17 protein-coding genes and 1 tRNA gene are annotated in these 17,090 nt (G+C 67.7%); 7 read left to right on the forward strand and 11 right to left on the reverse strand.

Annotated features, from left to right (window positions below; genetic code table 11):
- On the forward strand, positions 1-594 hold a 594-nt coding region (locus tag IP86_RS29005; RefSeq protein ID WP_502693987.1), incomplete at its 5' end, for an alpha/beta hydrolase family protein.
- 138 nt (positions 595-732) lie between these two features.
- Here the strand turns inward: IP86_RS29005 and IP86_RS07255 are convergent.
- A tRNA-Ser gene (locus IP86_RS07255) sits at positions 733-826 on the reverse strand.
- A gap of 668 nt (positions 827-1,494) precedes the next feature.
- On the opposite strand from IP86_RS07255, the gene IP86_RS07260 reads away from it, so the two are divergent.
- A complete protein-coding gene (locus IP86_RS07260; protein WP_054161847.1) occupies positions 1,495-2,964 on the forward strand; it encodes a porin in 1,470 nt (489 codons plus the stop codon).
- Positions 2,965-3,207: 243 nt separating this feature from the next.
- On the opposite strand, the gene IP86_RS07265 is transcribed toward IP86_RS07260, so the two are convergent.
- Positions 3,208-5,496 carry a lytic transglycosylase domain-containing protein gene (locus tag IP86_RS07265; protein WP_156332432.1) on the reverse strand — a complete coding sequence of 763 codons (2,289 nt, stop codon included), beginning with the start codon at positions 5,494-5,496 and terminating at the stop codon, positions 3,208-3,210.
- 220 nt (positions 5,497-5,716) lie between these two features.
- Between IP86_RS07265 and IP86_RS07270 the strand changes: the two genes are divergently transcribed.
- Positions 5,717-6,616 carry a DMT family transporter gene (locus tag IP86_RS07270; protein ID WP_054161849.1) on the forward strand — a complete coding sequence of 300 codons (900 nt, stop codon included), beginning with the start codon at positions 5,717-5,719 and terminating at the stop codon, positions 6,614-6,616.
- A gap of 57 nt (positions 6,617-6,673) precedes the next feature.
- On the opposite strand, the gene IP86_RS29685 is transcribed toward IP86_RS07270, so the two are convergent.
- Together IP86_RS29685 and IP86_RS29690 are read right to left on the reverse strand one after the other, a co-directional pair.
- On the reverse strand, positions 6,674-6,991 hold the full coding sequence (locus tag IP86_RS29685; RefSeq protein WP_502693988.1) for a BA14K family protein: 318 nt from the start codon (positions 6,989-6,991) through the stop codon (positions 6,674-6,676).
- Positions 6,988-7,224, reverse strand: coding sequence for a hypothetical protein (locus IP86_RS29690; RefSeq protein ID WP_502693989.1), 237 nt, complete (start codon positions 7,222-7,224; stop codon positions 6,988-6,990). The genes IP86_RS29685 and IP86_RS29690 overlap by 4 nt, the downstream gene beginning before the upstream one ends.
- On the opposite strand from IP86_RS29690, the gene IP86_RS29010 reads away from it, so the two are divergent.
- Complete coding sequence (locus tag IP86_RS29010) at positions 7,223-7,417, forward strand: hypothetical protein (RefSeq protein ID WP_197279678.1); 195 nt, start codon at positions 7,223-7,225, stop codon at positions 7,415-7,417. The genes IP86_RS29690 and IP86_RS29010 overlap by 2 nt on opposite strands.
- Positions 7,418-7,541: 124 nt before the next feature.
- A complete protein-coding gene (locus IP86_RS07280; protein ID WP_054161887.1) occupies positions 7,542-7,952 on the forward strand; it encodes an NADH:ubiquinone oxidoreductase subunit NDUFA12 in 411 nt (136 codons plus the stop codon).
- Positions 7,953-7,994: 42 nt separating this feature from the next.
- On the opposite strand, the gene IP86_RS07285 is transcribed toward IP86_RS07280, so the two are convergent.
- Positions 7,995-8,699 carry a DJ-1/PfpI family protein gene (locus IP86_RS07285; RefSeq protein ID WP_054161850.1) on the reverse strand — a complete coding sequence of 235 codons (705 nt, stop codon included), beginning with the start codon at positions 8,697-8,699 and terminating at the stop codon, positions 7,995-7,997.
- A 109-nt stretch (positions 8,700-8,808) separates the two neighbouring features.
- Here IP86_RS07285 and IP86_RS07290 point away from each other — a divergent pair, with 109 nt between their 5' ends.
- Positions 8,809-9,747, forward strand: coding sequence for a GlxA family transcriptional regulator (locus IP86_RS07290; RefSeq protein ID WP_054161851.1), 939 nt, complete (start codon positions 8,809-8,811; stop codon positions 9,745-9,747).
- Here the strand turns inward: IP86_RS07290 and IP86_RS07295 are convergent, their stop codons facing one another.
- From IP86_RS07295 to IP86_RS07305, 3 genes are all read right to left on the reverse strand, one after another.
- Positions 9,748-11,103 (reverse strand): glycoside hydrolase 5 family protein, encoded by a 1,356-nt coding sequence (locus IP86_RS07295; protein WP_054161852.1) that lies wholly within the window; start codon positions 11,101-11,103, stop codon positions 9,748-9,750.
- Positions 11,104-11,326: 223 nt separating this feature from the next.
- On the reverse strand, positions 11,327-12,271 hold the full coding sequence (gene lipP1 / locus IP86_RS07300) for a LipP1 family hormone-sensitive lipase (RefSeq protein ID WP_054161853.1): 945 nt from the start codon (positions 12,269-12,271) through the stop codon (positions 11,327-11,329).
- 29 nt (positions 12,272-12,300) lie between these two features.
- Positions 12,301-13,080 carry an SDR family NAD(P)-dependent oxidoreductase gene (locus IP86_RS07305; RefSeq protein WP_054161854.1) on the reverse strand — a complete coding sequence of 260 codons (780 nt, stop codon included), beginning with the start codon at positions 13,078-13,080 and terminating at the stop codon, positions 12,301-12,303.
- A 236-nt stretch (positions 13,081-13,316) separates the two neighbouring features.
- Between IP86_RS07305 and IP86_RS07310 the strand changes: the two genes are divergently transcribed.
- On the forward strand, positions 13,317-14,267 hold the full coding sequence (locus IP86_RS07310) for a DUF2155 domain-containing protein (protein ID WP_054161855.1): 951 nt from the start codon (positions 13,317-13,319) through the stop codon (positions 14,265-14,267).
- Positions 14,268-14,273: 6 nt separating this feature from the next.
- Here IP86_RS07310 and aat read toward each other — a convergent pair whose 3' ends face one another.
- From aat to IP86_RS07325, 3 genes are all read right to left on the reverse strand, one after another.
- Positions 14,274-14,948 carry a leucyl/phenylalanyl-tRNA--protein transferase gene (gene aat / locus IP86_RS07315; RefSeq protein ID WP_054161856.1) on the reverse strand — a complete coding sequence of 225 codons (675 nt, stop codon included), beginning with the start codon at positions 14,946-14,948 and terminating at the stop codon, positions 14,274-14,276.
- Between the two features lie 46 nt (positions 14,949-14,994).
- Entirely contained in the window at positions 14,995-16,212 is a 1,218-nt protein-coding gene (locus tag IP86_RS07320; protein WP_054161857.1) for a citrate transporter, read from the reverse strand.
- A gap of 195 nt (positions 16,213-16,407) precedes the next feature.
- Positions 16,408-17,079 carry a spermidine synthase gene (locus tag IP86_RS07325; protein ID WP_054161858.1) on the reverse strand — a complete coding sequence of 224 codons (672 nt, stop codon included), beginning with the start codon at positions 17,077-17,079 and terminating at the stop codon, positions 16,408-16,410.
- Positions 17,080-17,090 lie beyond the last annotated feature (11 nt).

A 17,090-nucleotide genomic window follows, 5' to 3' on the forward strand; every position in this document is an offset into this window, starting at 1 on the left:
GGCAAGCCGGTGATCGTCGTTGGTCACAGCATCGGCGGGTTTTTGCCGGGGCTGGCCGACAATGCGCGCGATATCGACCGCATGCTCACCGTCGGCGCGCAGTATGCCTGGTGGCTAGATTACGTCGCGCATCGCCGGCTTGGCCTGTTCCTCAAATGGCACGTGGCCATGCCGGCTCTGACGTTGGCGTGCGGCTATTTTCCGGGCCGCCGACTCGGCTGGCTCGAGGATCTGCCGGCGGGTGTCGCGCATGAGTGGAGTTTCCGCGGCCCGCGCTTCGAACGCAGCCATCCGCGAGCGGAACGGCAAAGCGCGCTCGCCCGAATGGCAGCGGTCGCGGCACCGATCCTGGCGGTCGCCGTAGCGGACGACGAATTCGGAACCGCGCCGGCGATCCGCCGCACGCTGCGATATTATGGCAATGCCGACCGGACCGCGGTGATGTTGCGGCCGGCGGATTACAGCCGGCAGAGCATTGGCCATTTCAGCCTGTTCCACGACAGCCACGCGTCCGGCTTCTGGATCGATTCCCTGCGATGGCTGCGCGATGGCGCCAATCCCTGGCCGGACCGCATCATCGACCACCGCGCCTGAGCGCCGCCCGTGTCGCGATCCGCAACGCGCCGTCGCCTTATAGAAGAGTCGATCGAGCTGCGCTGATGGGATGAGATTCGAACGGCCGAATCGAGGCGGGGAGTTCGCCGGTCGGACGTGGATGATTCGGCTGCAAACTGGCGGAGACGGAGGGATTCGAACCCTCGATAGGGCTTTACAACCCTATAACGGTTTAGCAAACCGCCGCCTTCAGCCACTCGGCCACGTCTCCGGCTGGCCCGATATGCCCGACACGGTGGCGGGCCGCAAGCGGGATTCCTCGCTTGATAACCGAGACTTCCGGATCGGGCGTTGTTCTGCCCAATCTTCTTGCGCCTCGGGTGGCTGACCGGTCCGGCATCGTCGCACAACGTGGGAACTTCGCGCCCAGCGGCAGAGTGACTCCTCCGCTCCGGGACGAGTTCCCTGCGGCAGATTCGGGCCGGCTGCGAGGATTCGAATCTTAAAAGAGACAGTTTTCGGCCATGCCGGCGAGCCGCTCGACGGCTGATCGCGACCGTGGCGATTTTGTGCATAGCGGCATCGCGCTTCCCGAAGGGCCTAAAAAGTCCAACAGTTTCATGGTCTTGCGCGAGTTCCAGATCGGCCAAGCAGTGTTATTTGTGCAACACCCCCCTAAAAACGGCCGCACTCCGACCCTTCTGAGGCGTTCCTTTGTTGCGTGTGCATCACGCTTAGGTAATTCTCGTGACTGCGACGGAGGGGGGCATCCCGAGGTCGTCCCGTATTAGGTGGTTCGCTTAAGTCCCTCGCGTTCAGCGGGTGTGTCCGAAGGCGCGAAGCGGCTAGGCGGGTTTGATTGGGACAAGGGGACCACCCTGCGGGTGCCGCGTGCATCTGCGGAAGTAACCTTCCCAGAGAGCAAACTTGGAGGTTTACATGAAGATGGTTAAGGGCCTTTTCCTCGGCTCGGCGGCGGCTCTCGTTGCCATGAGCGGGGCGCAGGCGGCTGATCTCCCGTTGAAGGCCAAGGCGGTCGAATACGTGAAGGTCTGCTCGATCTACGGCGCCGGCTTCTACTACATCCCGGGCACCGACACCTGCATCAAGCTCGGCGGCTACCTGCGCGCTGACGCGACTCTCTACGGTTCGTCGAACTATAACGCCCCGGCCTGGAACGGCGCGGCGGGTGCGAAGAGCCGCCTGGCGAACAACACCATCATGTACATGCGCCAGGATATCAACATCGATACGCGCACCGCGACCGAGTACGGCGTGGTCCGCACCTACTTCGATGCGAACTTCAACTGGGGTTCGGGCGGTGCTTCGGGCGGTTCGACCGGTATCGCCAACGGCGGCCTCGGCGTGTACTACGCCTTCATCCAGTTCGCCGGGTTCACCTTCGGTAAGGCCGTGTCGCAGTTCGATACGCCCTGGACCGGTTATCCGGGCAACAACACTTCGTTCCTGATCGGCGGCTACGACGACGTCACCGGCATCAACCAGGTGTCGTACACCGCGCAGTTCGGCAACGGCGTGTCGGCCGCGATCTCGCTCGAAGATCAATCCGGCTACCTGCAGTCGGCGCTGTACAACACCTCGGGCCTGACCCTCGCGGGCTTCGCTCAGGGCCAGTACGGCACCAACTCCTACGCCGGCACGCAGATCCCCGACATCGTCGGTCAGGTTCGCGTCGACCAGGCCTGGGGCCTCTTCCAGGTGTCGGCTGCTGCGCACCAGGTTCGCGCCAGCTACTACAACACCGCTCTCGAGACCTCGGGCCACCCGAGCGACACGTGGGGCTACGCGGTGCAGGGCGCTCTGTCGATCAAGAACCTGCCGACCGGTCCCGGCGACAGCTTCAACATCACGGCGACCTACTCGAACGGCGCGACCCGTTACGTCATCGGCGGCGTGACCGGCAACTCGTTCTCGATCTATGGCAGCTCGAACATCGGCTACCAGAGCCTTGCGGTTGCGGCTGCGGCTGACGGCATCTTCGCCGGCACCGACATCACCAACGGCAGCGCGATCCAGAAGACGAACGCTTGGGGCGTCCGTGGTGCGTTCAACCACAACTGGAACCCCTACTGGTCGACTTCGGTGTTCGGTTCGTACTCCGCCATCGACTACAACGGCACTGCGACTGCTCTGATCTGCGGCGCCCCGGTTGCTGGCTTCTCGTGCAACCCGGACTTCAAGATCGCTCAGATCGGTACCGTCACCCGCTGGACCCCGGTCAAGAACCTGACCCTGTCGGGCGAAGTGATGTACACCTACCTCGACCAGAGCTACAGCGGCACGCTCGCCCTTCCGGCGGTGGCTGCGGTTGCGAAGCCGGGCGCTGTGTACGAGTTCAAGGACCAGGGCGTCTGGAGCGGCAACCTCCGCGTTCAGCGCGTGTTCTGATCTGATCGTTCCGCAAGGAACGTTCTGCGAAACCCCGGCGGGCAACCGCCGGGGTTTTTCGTTGTGAGCAGACGGTGATGATGGCGCGCTGACGGCGCCGCGCGAGATGACCCGCCCGAGCTTGAACCGACTTATAGTGATGAAAAGAGGCCGCGCGCGGCAGCCGACCGGGCGGGGGCCACGTGTCCCGAGCGTCCGCCGCAATCGGCCGCGTCGACGGGAACGGTGCTGGTCGGGCGGCTCTTATTCGACCTTGGCGGCGCCGCGGCGCAGGTCGGCGTCGATCTGCAGCCGGCTGCCACCGCCGAATCGCGCCCGATACACCTGAAGGTTCTCCATGATCCGCTGTACGTAGTTGCGCGTTTCGGAGAACGGAATCAGTTCGACCCAATCGACCGCGTCGACCTTCGGATCGCGCGGGTCGCCGTAGCGCTCCACCCATTTCCGCACGCTGCCGCGACCGGCATTGTAGGCGGCGAAGGTCATGATGTAGGAGCCGCGATAATCGTCGAGCAGACCGCCGAGTTCGGCGGCGCCGAGCGCGGCATTGTAGACCGAATCGGTCTTCAGGCGCTGCAGGTCGTAGCTGCAACCATGGCGACGGCAGACATACTTCGCCGCGTCGGGCGTTACCTGCATCAGGCCGTAGGCCTGAGCCGGCGAAACGACGGCGGGATTGAAGCCGCTCTCCTGCCGGGCGATCGCATACACAATGGCGCGTTCGACCTCGGGACCGATTTGCCGGAATTGCGGAATCCCCGCCATCGGGTAGGCGTAGTGATCGAACGGCAGACCGCGGTTCAGCGCCGCCTTGCCGACCAGCAGCATTGCACGCCCATCGTTGTTGCGAGCGGCGAGTTCGGAGAGCCCGAGCAGGGCGTCGACATCGCCGTTCTCGCCGACATCGGCGAAGATCGGAATGGCGACGTCACCTTCGCCGATCGCGTACAGCAGCTGCACGGCGCGCACCACCTCGAGGCGCTCGACGCCGCGTCCCTGGCTCGACGGCTGGCCGTTGAGGTCGAGCTGCGGCAGGCCGAGCTTGGCGCGCGCGAGCTGGCCGTAATAGCTGGTCGACTGCGCGGCCGCGGCCGAGTAGGCGGCGCGGGCGTCCTGGGTCCGGCCGATCGCCTCGGCGGCGCGACCCTGCCAGTAGCCGGCGCGAGCGAGCGCGGTGGGATTGGTGGTGTCGGTCCCGATTCGGGCGAAGTGCTGCGCGGCGGTGGCGGGATCGTTGAGGAAGCGCAGCGCGATCCAGCCCGCGGTGAATTCGTGCTCGGTCTTGTAGACCTCGCGCGTCGGCGTCGCGGCGTTGCGCGCCACCAGATAGGCGAGGCGGTAATCACCGATGTCGATCAGCTTGCGCGCCAGCAGCCGCCGCTCGATCCACCATTCGTCGAGATTGTACAGCCGGTTCGGATCGCGCGGCACCGTCAGCATCAGCCGGCCGGCCTCGGCGATCTTCTCGTCCCGGCGCAGCAGCTGAATCCGCGCGAACATGTAGCCGGGATCGCTGTGCAGATCCGACGGCACCGCATCGAGTAGCGCCTTGCCCTGCGGCGACTTGTTGTCGACGGCGAGCCGGGCCTTGCCGAGCGCGAACTGAGCGGCGCTGAGCCGTTTTGCCGCGCGCAGCCCGGGTTCGTTGTCGTTGCCGTAGAGAAACGCGTCCATGCGCGCCTTGTGGTCGGCCGGCGTCAGCAACGCGCCGAACATCTCGATCGCGGTGGTCTCGTTGGCGGCGGACATGGTGTCGTTGCGCCAGGCGTCGCGCACCAGCTGCTCGGCGGTGCGGCGATCGCCGCGCGCCAGCACGGCGCGCGCCAACGCCAGCTTGCCCTTGGCCGACAGCGGCGTCTCGCCCTCGAAATAAGCGAGCACCGCCGCGTCGTCGCGCTTGTCGTCCCACAGTGCGGCCTCGGCGCGGCGGCGGAAGAAGGTCTGCGACGGCCAGCTCGGATTGGCGCGGACGAAGGCGCGGTAGCGCTCGACGCTCGCGCCGTTGTACTCCGCGCGCAGGATGACCCACTCGGCAAGCTTGCGGGCGAGCGGATCGGAGATCGTGTCGGCGACCGGCGTCGCGTCACCGGCCTTGCGCTTGCGGACCAGCTCGATGACGTTCTCCAGCGCGTCCGCATCGGCTTGCGACGTCTGGCTCGTGGTCGCCACCGCCGATCGGGTCGCTGGTTTGCGTGTGACGATCGGCGGCCCGCCCTGAGGCCGCGGCACCGCGATCGGGGCGGTAGGCGCGGCATTGGCGAGCTGGCCGGATGGTTTCGGCACGGAGGCGACCGTCCCGGGGGCCGTCTTCGGCACGATGCTGCGCGAAATCGGGCGTGGCTTGGGCAGCGGGACGTGCTTCGGCGCCGCTTGGGCCGCGATCGACCATCCGCTCAGGCCGACGCTCAGCGCCAGCGTCGCCGTCGAGACGCGCAGCGCTGACGCGAAGGCAGTCACGCGTCGGATGGATCGATGATCAGGCAATCTCGCTGGTCCCAGGTGAGCGGGCGATTCGTGGGATTCTGTCAGCATCGGCTGAACAAGTGAAGGCGTTCGGGTGTCCCGGAACGTACGCTGCTTCCGGTTGCAGCCGATCAGAGCGGCGAAAACACGGCAAATCGCTCACTGCTGCGTGACGCGGACGCCGCACGCGACGAAATGACTCGTTCGCGCCGTGCTGCTTTTGCGGTGGCCGCGGCCATGCTTTTCAGTCATCGTCGTTCGAAAAGAAACAACAAGGGGCGACGCCGAGATGACGACGTTTGAAGCCGCGCCGGCGCGCGGGCGCATGTCGCCGGCGGGGCTGGCCTTCCTCGCCGTGGCGTCGATCGGCTGGGGCCTCAATTTTCCGATCATGAAGCATCTTCTCACCGAATGGCCGCCGCTGACGTCGCGCGGCCTGTCCGGCATTGTCGGCGCTTTGGCATTGGCGGCGATCGCCTGGGGGCGCGGGCAGGCATTGCGTGTGCCGCGCGTCCTATGGTCGCGACTGTTGCTGGTGTCGCTGCTCAACATCGGAGGTTGGGTCGCCTTCATGGGGCTGGCGCTGCTGTGGCTGCGCGCCAGCGACGCCGCCGTGCTGGGCGTGTCGATTCCGCTGTGGGTGGCGCTGGTCGCGTGGCCGGTCCTCGGCGAGCGACTGTCACCGACCCGCGCTGTGGCGTTGCTCGTCGCGCTCGGCGGCATTGCGGTGCTGATCGGTGGCGGCGGCCTGGATGCCAGCGTCGACAAGCTGCCCGGCATTCTCTGCGCGATCGCCGGCGCGATCTGCGTCGCTTTGGGCACCGTACTGACCAAGCATTTTCCGCTGTCCCTGCCGCCGCTGTCGCTCGCGGCCTGGCAGGTCGGCCTCGGCTGCATTCCGGTGGCGATCGCGGGGCTCGCATGGGAGGAGGCGCATGTCGCGGCGCTGTCGGTTAGCGGCTGGGCGTCGATGATCTATATGACGCTGGTGCAGTTCTGTGTCTGCTACGTGTGCTGGTTCGCGGCGCTGCAGCGCCTGCCGGCGGCGACGGCGTCGATCGGCACGCTGCTGGTGCCGGTGGTCGGCGTGCTGGCGGCTGCAGTCATGCTGCAGGAATCACTTGGGCTCCGCGAGGTCGTGGCGCTCGCCGTGACGCTCGGCAGCGTCGCGGTCGCGCTGCGGTCGTAGTGGCAAAGAAAAACGGCGCCCCGAGAGGCGCCGTTCGCGGTTGGGATGAGGCCGTTGTTACGGGCAGGGGTGCCGCTTGCCGTCGTAGCCCAGATACGTGCCCGAGGCCGGGTCGTAGGACTTGAAGCGCTGCGAGCAGTAGGCGTCGTCGCGATCGCCGCCACCCGGCACGACTGCGACCGTCGGCTCGTCGTAATAGCCGTAATCGTACGCATAGGGGTCGTTGTAGTAGTAGGACGATCCGAAGCCGAACGCGCCCGCATAGGCGCCCGGCCAGTATCCGCCGCCACGCCAATGGCGATGGCCGCCATGCCAGCCGCCGCCCTGCCAACCGCCGCGACCATAGCCGCCGCCATAGCGCGGTCCGCCTCTCATCGCTGGGCCGGGTCCGACATTGCCGCCGCCGCGAGCGACCGCGCCGCCGATTCCGAAGCCGCCACCACCGCGCGCAGCGCCGATCGCGGCACCGCCGACGCCAGCACGTCCGCCGCCCATTGCGGCGCCCATGCCTCCACCGCCACCGCCGCCGCCCATCGCGGCACCGCCGCCACCACCACCACCGCCGCCGCCTCCGCCACCAGCGACGGCCCCGCCGATGCCTTGGGCATGGCTCAGGCCGGTGGTCGCGAGCGGCATGGCGATCGCCAGCGCGGCCACGGCAGTCAAGGTTTTGAAGTTCAACATCATCGGCTCCATCAATGGGATCTTTTGATTGAAACAAGGTTCGAAGCCACAACACGCAGGAGCGTGCGTCGTTCCGGTCTGTTCTCCCTGGTCGCCACCTTGGCACGAACAACCTGACGCCATGCTGAACGGAAGTTCCAGCATCGGAACTGCGCCCTGGTGTTCGAAACCAGTCGCAACGGCTGGACATTCGTCCCGGCGGGTGGCATCAGGGAAAGTGTTGCCGCCCATGGATGCGCTCATGAAACTGTTTCTACTGCGGATTTTCACCTGGTGGTCGGGCTTTACGTTCGGCACCCAGCTTTGGACCTGGCGGTTCGGGGAGCTGGTCGGCACCGACGAGGCCGGCAACCGCTATTTCCGAACCAAGGGCGGCAAGATCGACCCGACGCTCGGCTTCGAGCGCCGCTGGGTGCTGTACAACGGCTATGCAGAGGCGACCCGGATTCCGCCGGCGTGGCATGCCTGGATGCACCACATCGTCGATGTGCCGCCGACCGAAGAGACCTATCAGGCGCGTGAGTGGGAAAAGCCGCACCATCCGAATCTGACCGGCACGCCTTACGCGTACCGGCCGTCCGGCTCGACCCTGGCGGCGGGTCGCCGTCCCAAGGCGACCGGTGACTACCAGGCTTGGACGCCGGGCAACTGAGCCGCGGCATCCGCAGCTTCGGATCACGGACTGGACGGCGGCTCAGGCCGCCGTTTCTGTTTCCGCCTCGAGCCGCCGCGCGGCGCGGGCCAAAGCTTCGCTCCGGCTCTGCCGCGCGCCCTGCATCCGCGAACGCAGCAGCTCGACCACTTCCTTTGGCGCGGTGTCGGGCGAACCGGCGTTGAACGGCGGCGCGGGGTTGTATTCCAGCATCAATTGAATGGCCTGCGCGGTGCCACGGTCGGCGAGCAGCGCCGCCAGGGTCAGCGCGAAGTCGATTCCCGCGGTGACCCCGCCGCCGGTGATCCGGTTACGGTCGATGCAGACGCGGCTGCGGTCCGGGATGGCCCCGAAGGCCGCGAGGTCGTCCACCGCCGACCAGTGCGTCGTCGCGCGATAGCCGCGCAGCAGGCCGGCCGCGGCCAGCACGAGCGCGCCGGTGCAGACCGAGGTGATGTAGCGCGCGCCCGGCGCCTGCTGCCGCAGGAAGGCAAGCGTCGCCTCGTCATTGATCATATCGTCGGCGCCCGATCCGCCGGGGACGCAGATCACATCGAGCTGCGGACACGCGGCGAAGCTGACGGTCGGCGGTAGCGACAGCACGGTGTCGCTCGACACCGTCTCCATCGTCTTGGCGGCAAGATGCACGGTCGCGCCGGGGACGCGTGAGAACACCTGAAGCGGGCCGGTGAGATCGAGCTGTGTGACCTTGGGAAACAGCAGCAAGCCGATCTGAAGTGCGCTCATCGAAAGCCTCCTCATTGTCCGATGCGTCGTCCTTGACGCGATTATCCTGGCATGATCGGCTGATGTCCGAAATGACCAATAACCCTCAATTCGAGACATCCGGTACGGCATGATCGGCGTTTTGATCTATCGCGACTTTCAACTGCTCGACGCGGCCGGACCGATCGCGGCATTCGAGATCGCCGGGCGCCACGTCTCCGGGCCCGAGCCGATCCGGATGTTGAGCGCGACGCCTGGCGCGGTGCGTAGTTCGTCGGGCATCGAGATGATGGCGCGTGGGCTGCGCCGGGACCACACCATGCGCACGCTGATCGTGGCCGGGGGCGACGGGGTACGCGCGGCGGCGCGATGTTCACGAACCCTGGCGTTCCTGCGTGCGGCCGCAGCCCGCGGCTGCCGCATCGCCAGCGTCTGTTCGGGCGCCTATCTGCTGGCGGAGGCGGGGCTGCTCGATGGTCGTCGCGCGACGACGCACTGGGGACGCACCCGCGATTTCCTGAAGCGCTATCCGCAGGTGCGGCTGGAGCCCGACCGCATCTTCGTGCGCGACGGCGACGTCTGGACGTCGGCCGGCATCACCGCCGGCATCGACCTGGCTCTGGCGATCATCGCCGAGGATTACTCCGACCCCATCGCGCGCGCCACCGCGCGACAGCTCGTGCTGGCGCAGCGCCGCACCGGCGGACAGTCGCAGTTCTCATCGCTGCTGGAGCTGCAGGCGCCGTCCGGTCGGTTCGCCGCGTTGCTCGACTGGGTGCGGGAGCATCTCGGTGAGCAGCTTCCGGTCGAGCGGTTGGCCGAGCAGGCCGGGATGAGCGCGCGGCATTTCACGCGCGCCTTCATTGCCGAGACCGGCACGACACCGGCGAAGGCCGTCGAACGGCTCCGCATCGAGCTGGCGCGGGCCCGCGTGCAGACGAGTAGTGAGCCGATCGAGCGTGTCGCGGAGGCGGCCGGCTTCGGCGATCCGGAGCGGATGCGGCGAGCGTTCATCCGGGCGTTCGGCCAGCCGCCGCAGGCGGTGCGTAGAGCGGCGCGGGCCGCGTGATCAGGCCGCGGGCGGCGTCGCCACTCGCCTGGCGGCCGCCGCGGCGGCTTCGTGCAGCCATTCGGCGTCGTCGTTGACGACGCGCATCGCCTCGGTCAGCTCGGGGTAAATCTCGTCGTGGATAGTGACGACGCCGTAGTTGGAGTTCTCGCCGTCCCAGCGGCCTTCGGCCGGCTGATCGGCGTGAACGAACCAGTGATAGCCGATCAGGTTCGGATGCCGCAGCGCCGCGCCGACATAGCGGGCGAAGCCGGCGGCGCGGTCGGCCTGCGTCTCGACACGCGGGCCGGCGCCTTGCGTGTTCGGCAGCCCGGCGTCGTCCCCGCGGAACGAGAACTCACCGATCAGGCAGGGCCGGCCCGTCGCCGCATAGGCCTCGATCACGGCGCCGGGCAGGGCCTCGTAGCAATTGACGCTGATGACGTCGCAGTACCGGCCGGCGGCGGTGATCACTTGTGGTGGTGGCACGTAGGCGAAGCGGCTGCCGAGCACCAGATGATGCGGCGCCGCCGCACGGATCGCCGCGGTGCTGACCGCGAAGTAACGCTCGGCGAGCACGCCGGCGAAGGCGTCGCAATCGGCGAAGTAGCGCGCCCGAGACGGGTCGCGCTCCTGCGCGTGATCGTGGGTGAGGAAGTTGCGCTTGAACGGCGGCGCGGCGATCGGCGTTCCGGCCAGCTCGTCCCAAGAGATCAACGCGCTGCGCCAGGCCGCGTTGAACGCGGCGATGTCCTTGTAGCGATCGCGCAGCAGCGCCACCGCGACGCCTCGGGAATAGGGCGCCGCAATGCCGCCGAGGATGGTCGGCAGCAACTCGTTCTCGCCGCGCCAGTCCGGACCCCATTGCAACTCGTTGTCGATGAACCAGCCCAGCACGCCGGCGTCGTCGCGCGACGGCCCGCAGATCTGCTGGGCGCGCTGCTGTGCGAAGCTCTCGAAAGCCGGATCGAACAGGTCGCATTGTGGCCAGCCGCGCCCCTCGCCATAGGCGGTCGCGAGATAGGCGACGCCGGCGGCTGACGCGAGCGGTGCGCCCCCGGCGCGAGCGAGCTCCGGCTCGGACCACGCGCCGAGCGTGTTGAATCCCCAGCCGCGCAGGCGGTCCGCGGCCGCACCGCGCCAGGCGTCGTGGCTGCCGTATTTGTGCAGGCAGGCCTCGCGGTAGGGGCGACGCTCGGTCCCCTTGATGTTATCGTGGTCGAACTGCACCGAGACCACGCCTTTCGACAGGAAGCGTCCGCCGTCCGGATCGATGAACCACCACACGCCGTCGATCTGGGCGACGCGGAAAAAGCCGGTGGCCTGGACCTTGCGCGTGGCGAGGCCGCCCCAGCGGGTGCGTGGAATGTCGGTCATGCAATCGGCTCGCGCGCGAGCTTCCCTCCGAGCGGAGAGAGCTACTTGCGCCTTTCCGCTGGACCGACGTTGATGCGGGTCAATTGCGGATGGCGATGCCTCCGAGAAACCAGCTCGTGACGCCCGGGAGGCCGGGCATCACGCGTGGAAGCGGCCGTTGCTGATCATGCTGGCGGCGCGCGGTCGGTCCGAAGATGCCGGCAACGTCCGCCGTATCGTCCCTCTACAGCGCTTTGAGCCAGTCGCCGATTTCGGTGACGGCGACGTTAGCCTGCTGCAGCAGCTTGCCCATGGTGAAGAAGCCGTGGAATTGGCCCGGATAGGTGCGGTGCTGCACCGGCACCCCGGCGTCTGCAAGCCGCCTCGCATATTCGTCGCCTTCGTCGCGCAGCGGATCGGCGCCGGCGGTGATGACGAAAGCCGGCGGCAGGCCGGCGAGCGTTTCGACGCGGGCCGGGGAGGCGCGCCAGTCCTCGGCATCATGGCTGGCGCTGAGATAGTGATCGCGAAACCAGCGGATGACCGAATGCGTCAGCAGCACGCTGGTCTCCGGCTCGCTGTGCGACGGGTGGCTCATCGCAAAGTCGGTGGCCGGATAGATCAGCACCTGACCCGCCAGCATCGGCCCGCCATGGTCGCGGGCGTGGATCGCCACCACCGCCGACAGGTTGCCGCCGGCGCTGTCGCCGCCGACGCAGAGCCGCTCCGGGTCCATGCCAAGCTTGCGTGCGTTGTCGGCGATCCACTGCGTCGCGGCGATCGCGTCGTCGACCGCGGCGGGGAATTTGTGCTCGGGCGCGAGCCGGTAGTCGACCGATATGACGATTAGCTGGCCTTCGTCGGCGATGGCGCGGCACACCACGTCGTGGGTGTCGAGATTGCCGATCACCCAGCCGCCGCCGTGGAAGAACACCAACGCTGGCGACAGGCCGCTCTCTTGCCGCAGCGTCTTCGGCGTGTAGCTGCGTGCCGGGATGTCGCCGGCCGGGCCGGGGATTGCGATGGATTGCACCGAGGCGAGCTCGCGCGGCTCCGGATTGCTGACGACGCGCGCCGCCAGATAATAGGCACGCGCCTCGTCGGCGCTGAGATCTTCATAGGCCGGACGGCCGGCGTCCTGGAACGCCTTGTAGACGGCGGCGGCATCGGGATCGAGCTTGGCTGGCATAGCAATACTACCTGTTAGGGAAACAAGAATTAGCTGGCGACGCGGCCGCCGTCGACCGTGTAGGCCGAGCCTGATACATAGCTCGCATCATCCGACGCAAGAAAGGCGACGATCGACGCGACTTCATCGGCGCGGCCGAGACGGCGCATCGGAATGCGTTCGACCACGCGATCGTTCGGCACCGGCGTCGGCCCCGGATTGCGGCCTTCGACGATCGCGCTCAGCATCCGGCTGTCGATCATGCCGGGGCAAACGCAGTTGACGCGCACGCCGCTGTCGCCGCATTCCAGCGCGGCGGTCTTGGTCATGCCGATCACCGCGTGCTTGCTGGCGGTGTAGGCCACGATGTCGTTGGAGCCGATCAGTCCGGCGATCGAGGCGGTGTTGATGATACTGCCGGCGCGCTGCTGCAGCATCACCGGCAGGACGTGCTTCATGCCGAGAAACACCCCGACGACATTGACGTCGAGCACGCGGCGGAAGGCGTCGAGCGAGGTCTGCACGATCGGCCTGATGTCGCCCTCGATACCGGCATTGTTGTAGAACACGTCGATACGTCCGCAGCGGTCCAGCGCGCTGCGGACGTAGCCGGCGACCTGGTCTTCCTGCGTCACGTCGGCGGTCAGGGCCAGCGGCTCCGCCGAGGCGGGCAGGGCGGCGATCGCCTGCTGCAGGGCGTCCGCGTCACGGTCCACCGCGACGATGCGGGCGCCGCGTGCGGCGAGCAGGCCGATGGTGGCGCGGCCGATCACGCCCGCCGCGCCGGTGACCAGCGCCACCTTGCCGTCCAGCCGAATTCTATCGGTCATGTTGTGGTTTCTCCCCGGTTCCTTCCGGTTTGCTCCGGAATGGCGAGCCGCCTCGGCGATGCGCGCCGGGCCGCTTCTCGGCCGGGATTATTTCAGGTGGAACGGTGAATGGCCAGTCGGCCGGGCAGGGTGGTCGCCCTTCCCCCGCCGTATTCGGCGTGTTAACCGGGACCGATGCAAGCGGCCGAAGCTGTAGAATGTCGCGAGCCTGATTCGTCATTTTGAAGCCGCGCGGAATGTCCCGAAGCCTCTGTCTCGTCGGCCTGGCGGCGCTGATCGCCGCACCGTTGATCGCGTCCGCGCCGCCCGCGCGCGCGCAGATCGGCAATATCTTCTCGGACCCTGCGCCGCGGCCGCCGGGCGCGATCCCGCGTGGCGGACCGCCGATGGATGACGAGGAAGAGGTGCCGGACCTTCCGCCGCAGGGCCGGGTGCTGCCGGCGCCGACCCGGCCGCCGCAGGGTTCGGCATTGCCGGGGCCGGTGCAGTCTCAGCCGTTGCCGCCGCCGCCCGGGACCAGCATCGTGCCGCAGACGCCGCCGGCCACCGCCAACGTGCCTCCGGGGACGGCGCCTCAGCCCGGCGCCCCGGCGCAGCCGAACAACGGCGTCGCCAATGCACCTGCTGGGGCCAATCCGCTGCCGGGCCTGCCGCCCGGCCAGCGTCAGCCGCGCAGCGCGCCGCCGTCGCCCGCGACGCTGCAGCCCGGCGACGAGATCGTCACCGAGCCGCCCGCGCAGAAGATCGTCAACAAGAAGGCCAGCTTCACCGGCCTCGACAAGATCACCGGCCGCACCATCAATTTCGACGCCGACATCGGCGAGACCGTGCAGTTCGGCGCGCTGCGGGTGAAGACGGACGCCTGCTACACGCGGCCCTCGACCGAAGCCACCAACACCGATGCCTTCGTCGAAGTCGACGAGATCACCCTGCAGGGCGAGGTCAAGCGGATCTTCTCCGGCTGGATGTTCGCGGCGAGCCCGGGCCTGCACGCCGTCGAGCACCCGATCTACGATATCTGGCTGACCGACTGTAAGAACCCGGAGACGCCGAGCGTCGCCACGGCCCAGCCCGACGCGCCCAAGCCGGCGGCCCAGCAACCGCAGCAACGCCGCCGCCAACCGCAGCCCGCTCAACAGCCTCGGCCGACTGCGCCGCCGCCACCGCCGTTCCCGCAGTTCAGGTAGCGCGTTCTAGTATTTCGCGATCACCTCTAGCGCATCAGCTCCGGACACCGGCCGATCCACCGTCAACGCCTTGAAATCGGCGATGCCTCCCAACGCATCGTCGAGCAGCGAGCGGTAGCGCTGGCGGGGGACTTCGATGGCGCCGAGGCTGCGCAGATGCTCGGTCACGAATTGCGTGTCGAGCAGTTCGTAGCCGCCGGCCAGCAGCCGGGCGACGAGATGGACCAGCGCCACCTTCGAAGCGTCGCGGGCGCGATGAAACATGCTTTCGCCGAAGAACGCGCGGCCGAGGCTGACGCCATACAGCCCGCCGACGAGATCGCCGTCCTGCCAGACCTCGACGCTGTGACAATGGCCGATGTCGTGCAGGCCGATATACAGCTCGCGGATGCGGCGATTGATCCAGGTATCCTCGCGGCCGGGCTGCGGCTCGGCGCAGCCGTCGATCACCGCCTTGAAGGCGCGGTCGACCGTGACGGTGAAGCTGTCCGAACGCACTGTGCGGGCGAGCCGCGAGGGCACGCGAAAGCCGCCGAGCGGGATGATGCCGCGTAGCTCCGGCTCGACCCAATGCAGGCTCGGATCGTCGACGCTCTCGGCCATCGGGAAAATGCCGCACGCATAGGCGCGCAGCAGCACTTCGGGGGTGATCTCGGCGGAGGCGGAGTCGCGGGAGGCCATCCGCACAGCATAGCAGGGGGCGGCCGGTGAGGCGACCCGCCCGGCGTCAGCGGATCGGATCCGGCATCCAGCCGAGCAGCGCCAGCATCGCGAAGAACCCGACGAAATATGCGATACCGACGTGCCAGCCGAAGCGCAGCCACAGGTACACCGACTTGCCCTCGGGGAACATGTTGGTGAGGGCGACGCCGGCCGAGGAGCCGAACCACATCATCGAACCGCCGAACCCGACCGCGTAGGCGAGGAAGCCCCAGTCGTAGCCGCCCTGTTTCAGCGCCAGCGCGGTGAGCGGAATGTTGTCGAAGCCCGCCGAGACGAAGCCGAGCCCGAGCGCGGTCTGCCAGCTCGCGACAGGAAGCTCTTCCACCGGCATCATCGATGCGGCGGTCACCAGCGCCAGCAGGAAGATGGTGCCTTTCAGGGTCGAGGGCATCAGCTGCCAATCCGGCCGGCGGATCGGCGCGGTGATCAGCAGCACCGCCCAGACGGTGAGGCCGAGCAGCGGCAGCTGATCGAGCAGCGCCGGGAATTTGACGTTGGCGACGATGTTGGCCGCAAGCGCCGCGATCAGGATCGCCGCGACGATGCCGACGCGGACCCATTCGATACGCAGGCCGCGCGGCGGATCCTTGACGATCGGCGAGAAGTTTTGCTGCTGGATCGAGGCCGGCACCGCAAACAGCAGCAGCGCGACGCCGGCCGCCACATAAGCTTCCACCACGCTGAGCGGGCTGACGCCGGCGATCCACATCATCGTCGTCGTGGTATCACCCACCACGCTGCCCGAGCCGCCGGCATTCGACGCCGCGACGATCGCGGCGAGATAGCCGATATGAACTTTGCCGCGGAACACGTGCCGCGCCACCATGCCGCCGATCAGCGCCGCGGCGATGTTGTCGAGGAAGCTCGACAGCACGAACACCAGCACCAGCAGCACGACCGGGCCTTTCCAGTCGTCCGGCAACAGCGCCGGCATCTCGTCCGGAATGCCGCTCTTCTCGAAATGCGCCGACAGTAGCGCGAAGCCCATCAGCAATAGAAACAGGTTCGCCAGCGTGACCCATTCGTGCTGCAGATGCAGCGCGAGGCCGAGCACGCCGGCGCCGGTCTTGAAGCCGGCGAACAGCAGCTTGTAGCCGGTGATCGTCGCAAGGCCACCGAGTGCGATCGCCATCGTGTGGCGATGAAAGATTGCGACGCCGAGCAGCGTCAGCGCGAACAGGATGAAGTCGACCGGGATGCCGAGGATCAGGAACGGAGTCACGCCGGCCCCACCGGGTCAGCAAGCTGCACGGCGCCGCTCACAGCGGCCGCATGATGTCGGATTTTCAAGGCGTCCATCCCGGCGAGAAGCCGCCGGCGCGCTCCCCCGAGGCGCCGGTCCGGCGCGGCGGAAGCTGCCCGAGCTGCGACAAAATGGCAAGATCGTCGGGACAGCGGCGCCTAGGTCTTTCGGCCGTCAGCTCCGCACGGCAAGCCAGATCCAGTGCCGCGACCCGCCGCGCTTGCCGACAGCGCGCACCGGCACCTCGTTGACGGCGAACCCGCCCTGCCGCAGCCGTCGGGTGAAGCTGTCGTCCGGGCCGGACGACCACAGCGCCAGCACGCCGCCGCTACGCAGCGCCGCGCGGGTGTCGGCAAGGCCACGGGCGTCGTACAGCCGGTCGTTGGCCTTGCGGGACAGCCCTTCGGGGCCGTTGTCGACGTCGAGCAGGATGGCGTCGTAGCGTCCGCTGCCCTTCTGGATCAATTCGCCGACATCCCGCGCGATGATGCTGACGCGCGGGTCGTCCAGACTGTCGCCGTAAAGCGCCGCCATCGGGCCGCGCGCCCAGTCGATCACCTCGGGCACCAGCTCGGCGACTTCGATGGCGGCAGCCTCGCCGAACACGGCGAGTGCGGCGCGCAGCGTAAAGCCCATGCCGAGCCCGCCGATCAGCACGCGCGGCTTGATGCGGCCTTCCAGCTTCTTGCAGGCGAGGGTGGCGAGCGCTTCTTCAGAGCCGCCGAGGCGGCTGTTCATCAGCTCGTTGGAGCCGAGCTTGATGGAGAACTCGTCGCCGCGCTGCATCAGCCGCAATTCGTCGCCACCGGGAATCTGCGCGGTGGCCAGCTTGATCCAGGGCAGCATCGGAATGGCTC

This window comes from Rhodopseudomonas sp. AAP120 (genome assembly GCF_001295845.1).
Classification (GTDB): domain Bacteria; phylum Pseudomonadota; class Alphaproteobacteria; order Rhizobiales; family Xanthobacteraceae; genus Rhodopseudomonas.